The sequence below is a fragment of the Stutzerimonas sp. LR2 genome (assembly GCF_055755175.1).
Genome location: NZ_JBVTRR010000105.1, coordinates 1 through 545 on the forward strand (window position 1 = coordinate 1; position 545 = coordinate 545).

1 protein-coding gene is annotated in these 545 nt (G+C 47.2%); it reads left to right on the forward strand.

Going from position 1 to position 545, the window contains the following annotated elements:
* Positions 1-45: 45 nt before the first annotated feature.
* On the forward strand, positions 46-545 hold a 500-nt coding region (locus tag ACVRRC_RS22285), incomplete at its 3' end, for a hypothetical protein (protein ID WP_472997623.1).

Here is a 545-nt window from a genome sequence, read left to right on the forward strand (position 1 = left end):
TGAGCGATAGAAAAAAGCAAACGACCGTTAACCGAAGAGGACAACATGAAAACTGAACAAATTGACATCAAATTGTACCTACAACGTCAAAGCTCCTGTGGGTTGTTGAAGTTCACACGTCTGATGGACTGCATCCTCACACCACCGCTTATCTCCTTCCTTATCATGGCGTTGCTGTTTTCTATCGCTCACCTGATCATCATGCCGAAAATTGTGGATGAGCTCTTATTCATCCCGTTGTGCTTCTTTACCGGGGGCTGTGTCTGCTTGCTGGCCTTTGTGCATTTGTACTATTCGTGTGTGTTTCCACGCCTGTGCCCGCTGCTGGAAGTAAGTGAAATCGAGGCGCTTTGTTCCAAAACGTTCAGCGTATACCAAGAAATGGGGTGTTCAGAGTCAATACAAAAGTCGGGTATTGATTACCTCGACACTCTGATCAGGGAAGGGATCCCAATGAATTATCGCCACCGGCGAAAAATTAACGCATTGGTCGAGGCGGATGAACGTGATTCCAAGCTGAGCGCCTTGAGCCAGACATTCGAATC